Annotated in this window: 6 protein-coding genes and 1 pseudogene; all 7 read right to left on the reverse strand. The window is 67.6% G+C overall.

Going from position 1 to position 5,566, the window contains the following annotated elements; all coding sequences use genetic code 11:
• A pseudogene (locus tag B3587_RS11975) lies at positions 1-704 on the reverse strand (c-type cytochrome biogenesis protein CcsB); the annotation flags it as partial.
• 9 nt (positions 705-713) lie between these two features.
• Positions 714-2,447, reverse strand: a complete 1,734-nt coding sequence (gene resB / locus B3587_RS11980; protein WP_292728941.1) for a cytochrome c biogenesis protein ResB — start codon at positions 2,445-2,447, stop codon at positions 714-716.
• Positions 2,428-3,183 (reverse strand): cytochrome c biogenesis CcdA family protein, encoded by a 756-nt coding sequence (locus B3587_RS11985; RefSeq protein ID WP_228177867.1) that lies wholly within the window; start codon positions 3,181-3,183, stop codon positions 2,428-2,430. The genes resB and B3587_RS11985 overlap by 20 nt, the downstream gene beginning before the upstream one ends.
• Positions 3,180-3,800 (reverse strand): TlpA family protein disulfide reductase, encoded by a 621-nt coding sequence (locus B3587_RS11990; RefSeq protein WP_228177866.1) that lies wholly within the window; start codon positions 3,798-3,800, stop codon positions 3,180-3,182. The genes B3587_RS11985 and B3587_RS11990 overlap by 4 nt, the downstream gene beginning before the upstream one ends.
• 1 nt (position 3,801) lies before the next feature.
• Positions 3,802-4,431: a histidine phosphatase family protein gene (locus B3587_RS11995; protein WP_292728946.1), complete on the reverse strand. Its 630-nt coding sequence runs from the start codon at positions 4,429-4,431 to the stop codon at positions 3,802-3,804.
• A 67-nt stretch (positions 4,432-4,498) separates the two neighbouring features.
• Positions 4,499-5,107 carry a DedA family protein gene (locus B3587_RS12000; protein WP_375237333.1) on the reverse strand — a complete coding sequence of 203 codons (609 nt, stop codon included), beginning with the start codon at positions 5,105-5,107 and terminating at the stop codon, positions 4,499-4,501.
• 126 nt (positions 5,108-5,233) lie between these two features.
• Positions 5,234-5,566: hypothetical protein (locus tag B3587_RS12005; protein WP_292728949.1), on the reverse strand; the 333-nt coding region annotated here is incomplete at its 5' end.

Here is a 5,566-nt window from a genome sequence, read left to right on the forward strand (position 1 = left end):
GTGCCGACGGCGGCAATCGCCCGCTGTTCGCGGCGCGCCTGCATGAGCTGGAGCACCGACAGGCCGAACGCGATAGCGAACAGCGCGGTAGCCAGCGAGGCGACGAACACGTGGATGACGAGCCAGACGCTCTTGAGCGGGTCGGCCAGCGGCACGACCTCGACATAGAACGTGAACGGCAGCGAGGCGCCGCCGAGCATGAGGACGACCATGCCTGTGATGAGCGATCCGAGGAAACGGAGGTCGTAGCGGAAGAGCACCCCGAGGTAGACGGCGACGATCAGCACCGTGCCCGTGAGGGCGAACTCGTACATGTTCGACCACGGCACGTGACCGGCGACGATGCCGCGCGTGATGACGCCCCCGAGGTGGAAGAGGAAGGCGAGCCACGTCAGGCTCGTGCCGATACGCGCCCAGAGTAGACGCGTGCGGCGACCCGGCGCTGCGTTGAGGTTCTCTTCGGCAGCCCGACCCTCGGCGCGAAGCTCCTCGACAGCGGATGCAGGACCCGCCGCGCCATCGACGGATGCCGCTCCTGCACCGACCGACACGAGCTCCCGCTGAGCGGAGCGGTCGACCGCTACCGCCGAACGGCGTGAGAGGTCGACGACGTAGGCGATGAACGCGAGTGCGTAGATCGCGATGGCGGTCCACACCAGCAGAAACGAGACCGACTCGAGGGACAGCGCGGAATCGACGGGCATGGGGCCAGTTTACGTGGGCTTGCTGGCGCCGCGCCCCGCGAGGGAGGCGCCGTGGTCGCCGGCGAAGCGCTCGACCGTGGCATCCAGCGTCGGATCCTCACCACGGGCGAGTCCCGCGTACTCGATCCTCACGTTGGGGCCTTGAACTGTCGCCTTCACCCACATGCGGCGGCGGGGCACGAACAGGGCAGCGAGCAGCCCCGCGACGGCGATCGAGGCGAACACGAGAACCCACGTCGCCGCGGCGTCTCGGTGGATCGACAGCGAGACGAACCGCTTGACTGGCTCGCCCGTGGGGGTCACGGCGGAATCGTCTTCGAAGGTGACGGTTCCGCGGCCGCCGGGGATCTCTGCGGTTTCGCCCGGCAGCAGCCGGATCGAGTCGACACCGGTGGTTCCGCCGGTGAGCTGTGTCATGTCCGTCGTGTCGAGGGCGTACACCGAGCGCGGGATGCCGCCGTCGATGCCGAGATCCCCCTCGAACACGTTGAGGGTCAACTCCGGGTAGACCAGTGCTGGCCATCCCGAGGTGAGGGCCCCGGTCTCGAGCTCCGCGACCGTCGGGTAGAAGAAGCCGACGAGCCCGAGCTGCTCAGGTAGTCCGTCGGGCACCTTGACGACGCCGAGCGAGGTGAGGTTCCGGTCCTGCGGCAGGAAGGGAACGGATGCCGAGTAGACGACCTCGCCGTCGGGAGCGCGAACCGTGATGGTCGGCGCGTATCCGTTGCCCATGAGGAAGATTCGATCGCCCGCGACATCGAGCGGATGGTTCACCCGCACCTCTCCGGCTGTCGGGTCCTCGCCTGCGCGTTGGGTGGTGAGTCGCGCGACGAAGTCTCCGGCCTGACCGGCGCCGCTTTCGTCGGGAGCGACGTAGCTGACGCTGAACTCGTCGAGCGTTATCGCATAGGGAACGAGGGAGTTCTCGTCGACGAAGCGGCCGGGGTTGAACGAGGAGTAATCAACGAGCGCGTTCGTGAACGTGTCACCCTGGATGATGACGGTCTGGCCGGTGTAGGTGAAGCCTCCGCCGACTCCGACCGCGATGAGAACGCCCACGAGCGCGCCGTGGAAGATGAGGTTCCCGGTCTCTTTCAGGTAGCCGCGCTCTGCCGAGACACTGAAGCTCGGGGCGCCCCGACGGTCGGTGTCGTACCGCTCGGTGCGGTAACCACCGCGGCGCAGCTGCTGCTCGGCGAGAGCCACAGCGTCGGCCGCATAGGCTGCGGGGTCGGCATCCGCCCCTTCGATCAACGTCTCGCGATACGTCGAGAGCCGCTCGAGACGTGCAGGAGTGCGCGGGGGCCGGGCCCGCAGCGCCTTCCAGTGGTGCTGCGTGCGCGGGATGACACATCCGATGAGCGAGATGAACAACAGGATGTAGATCGCCGAGAACCAGGCCGACGTGTACACGTCGAACAGTTGGAGCCCGTCAAGGATCGGCGCGAGGTCGGGATTGTCAGTGAAGTACTGCGTGACGCCGTTGGGATCGGCACTGCGCTGGGGTACGAGCGACCCCGGGATCGCCGCGATCGCGAGCAGCAGAAGCAGGAGCAGGGCGGTGCGCATGCTGGTGAGCTGGCGCCATCCCCACCGCGCCCATCCGACGACGCCGAGCGCGGGCGAGTTGACCGTGTCGTCGGGGGATGAGCCACCGGCATCCATGCTGTCGGCCGCAGCATCGGCGTGATCGGCGGGGCGAAGCGGATCGACGGTCACGTCATCAGAGCGGGAGGGGGACATTGATGAGCACCCCCTGGAGCGAGATCATGAGCGTCGTCCAGACGCCGGTGAGCATGAGGATGCCGAGCAGCACGAGCAGGATGCCGCCGGCGATGTTGATCGCGCGGATGTGGCGTCGCAGGAACGTGACGGCCGTGGTTGCCCAGCCGAGGCCGAGTGCGAGCAGCACGAAGGGGATGCCGAGTCCGAGCGAGTACGTGAGGCCGAGGAGGGCTGCGCGCCCGGGGTCGCCGAAATTCCAGGACAGCGCGGTGATCGCGGCCAGGGTCGGGCCGATGCACGGAGCCCAGCCGAGGCCGAGCGCGAGACCCAGCAGGGGGGCGCCGATGAGGCCGACGTTACCGCGCACCTGCGGTTTGATCGTGCGCTGCGCGAAGCCGAACAGCCCGATGAAGACGAGGCCGAGCAGGATGATGACACCACCAAGGATGCGGGTGATGAGGTCGCCATACCGGAGGAAGAACTGGCCGAGCGCACCACCGAGGATCGTGATCGCCATGAACACGACGGTGAATCCGGCGATGAAGAGAGCAACGCCCCCAAGCAGCCGAGCCCGGCTCGGGACCGCGATCCCCTGATCGTTGCGGGTCGAGGTGACTGAGCCACCGATGAACCCGAGGTAGCCGGGCACCAGAGGCAGCACGCACGGCGAGAGGAACGACAGGAGGCCGGCCGCCAACGCGATCGGGACGGCAACCCAGAGGGCTCCCCCTCCGATCAGGTCGGTGACGTTCATCCGTTCTCCGCGAGCGTTTCCTTCACGAGAGTCGTGAGGATGGACGAGCTCGAGAGCGCGCCGATGACCCGAGCAGCGACGCGGCCTTCGGGGTCGATGACAAGCGTGACGGGGGTCGCGTTCAAGGGGGTCGCGTCCGCGAACGCGAGCTTGAGTTCGCGGTCGCCGACCGAGATGAGGCTCGGATAGCTGACGCCGTTGTCTTCGGCGAACGATCGCGCCGTCGGCGCCTCGTCGGCAGTGTTCAGACCGAGGAACGCGACATCGGCCCCGCCGACCTCCTCGTAGGCGGCCTCGAGTTCGGGCGCCTCGACGATGCACGGCGCGCATGCGGCGTACCAGAAGTTCACCACGAGCACCTGACCGCGGTAGTCATCGCTCGTCACCGTCTCGCCGGTATCGGTGACGCCCGAGAAGTTCAGCGGCGCGGAGCGTTGGTCGATGGGAATCGCGACGGCTTCCATTCCGTTCTGCGCGATGAAGCCCTTGTTGTCACCCGCCCGGTACTGGTCGGCGAGCGGATCGGCGGTGCACCCGGCGAGCACTCCGCCCACCGCGAGGGCGCCAACCAGCGCGAGAGCGACGGATGCCGACCTGCGTCCACGGCGAATCGTCACGTCACACCGCCCCGACGTCGATGGCGCCCGATGTCGCTGCGGGCTCGACATAGTCGACCTCGACCCACCCGTCGGCTGACCGCTCGAAACTCGTCACGCTCGACAGCGCGCACCGGCGGTGCCGCGGATCGTGCTGCGTCGGAAGCCCGGCAACTGCAAGGTGGGTCACCCAGATAGGGAGCTGATGGGAGACCACGACCACGTCGCCGTCGTCTGCCTCACCCCAGGCATCCGTCATCGCGGCATCCATGCGGGCGACGACCTGCGCGTAGGGCTCACCCCAGCTGGGCACCGCGGGGCGAGCGAGGTACCGCCAGTTCAGCGGGTTCATCAGGGCGCGCTTCATGCGCTTTCCCTCGAAGACGTTGGTCGGCTCGATGACGCGCTCGTCGGTGGTGGCCCGGAGGCCGAACCTGTCGATGAAGGGCTGGGCCGACTCCTGCGCCCGCTGCAGCGGGGACACGATGAGGGATGCCAGCGGGCGCTCGAGCCCGCCGATCCAGGCCGCAGCCTGCTCGGCCATCTGGCGCCCGTCGTCGCTCAGCCCGTACCCGGGGAGACGTCCGTACAGGACCCGATTCGGGTTGAAGACCTCCCCGTGACGCACGAGATGGACACGGTCAGCGGGCACTCCCCCAGTCTACGTGGGGGTTCGCTTTGCGCGGGCTGAGAGCGCTCGCTGCTCTGCGACCGAGGGCTCAGTCCGCGGAGGGCTTGGGATCCCCTGCGCGCCGGTCGGCCACAAGCGTACGGATGCGAACGACGAGGAACCACGCAATCCCGACCACTACGGCGGCGATGACGACGTACTGGAGGATGTCGGCGTACCGCTCGATGACAGGCCAGGCCTCGCCGAGGAGGAAACCGGCAAGCACGAAGATGGTGTTCCACAAGGCACTGCCTGCGACGGTCAACAGGCCGAACTTCCACAGCGGCATGCGGGTCACGCCCGCCGGGATCGAGATCAGACTGCGGAAGATCGGCACCATCCGCCCGAAGAAGACCGCCTTGCCACCGTGACGGTGAAACCACGCGACAGTGCGATCAATGTCATCCGGACGCAGTAGCGGGACCTTGGCCGCGATCGTGCGCAGTCTGTCCACGCCGAGCCAGGCGCCGATCCCGTAGAGCAGGAAGGCCCCCACTACCGAGCCGAGGGTCGTCCAGATCAGGGCCTCCGCAAGAGAGAACGACCCGCGGCTGGCCGAGAGACCCGCCATCGGCAGGATCACCTCGCTCGGCAGCGGCGGGAAGATGTTCTCGAGCGCGATCGCAAGACCTGCACCTGCGGGCCCGATGATCTCCATGAGCGAGACCGACCAGTCGATGAGGTGCGTCATCCAGGAGCCGTCTGGTGTCGCGGTGTGCACCCCACCACGGTACGGCCGCGAGGTTACAGCGGGCTGGACGCCGCCTGTGTAGGGCGGCTCGGGTCAGGTGCCCGCCCAGACCAGAACGGCACCGATCAGCCACAGCGCAACGATCAGGACGAACGCCGTGATCGGAATCCAGAACGAGATCCGGCGCAGCACGATCATGACGATCGAGCCGGCGAGCGCGACGAGGAAGACGACCCACGGGGAGAGCACCGCGACCCAGATACCGATGGTCATGACGTTGAAGTTGCACCCGGTCGCCGAGCACGAGTCCGACGCAAAGGTCAGGAACGCCCCGAAAATGGATGCCGTCACCGCCGCTGCAGCCAAGAGAAGAAACAGCACGATCGAGACGATCAGATCCGCCCAGCGCAGGGGGCGGCGCGGCTT

The organism is Microbacterium sp. UBA837 (genome assembly GCF_002296025.1).
In the GTDB taxonomy this organism is placed as follows: Bacteria; Actinomycetota; Actinomycetes; order Actinomycetales; family Microbacteriaceae; genus Microbacterium.

Bases quoted from the DNA above. Each gene is read 5' to 3' on its own strand.
- B3587_RS11985 (WP_228177867.1), bottom strand. From the start codon at position 3,183: ATGAACGTCACCGACCTGATCGGAGGGGGAGCCCTCTGGGTTGCCGTC.
- B3587_RS12000 (WP_375237333.1), bottom strand. From the start codon at position 5,107: ATGGAGATCATCGGGCCCGCAGGTGCAGGTCTTGCGATCGCGCTCGAG.
- resB (WP_292728941.1), bottom strand. From the start codon at position 2,447: ATGTCCCCCTCCCGCTCTGATGACGTGACCGTCGATCCGCTTCGCCCC.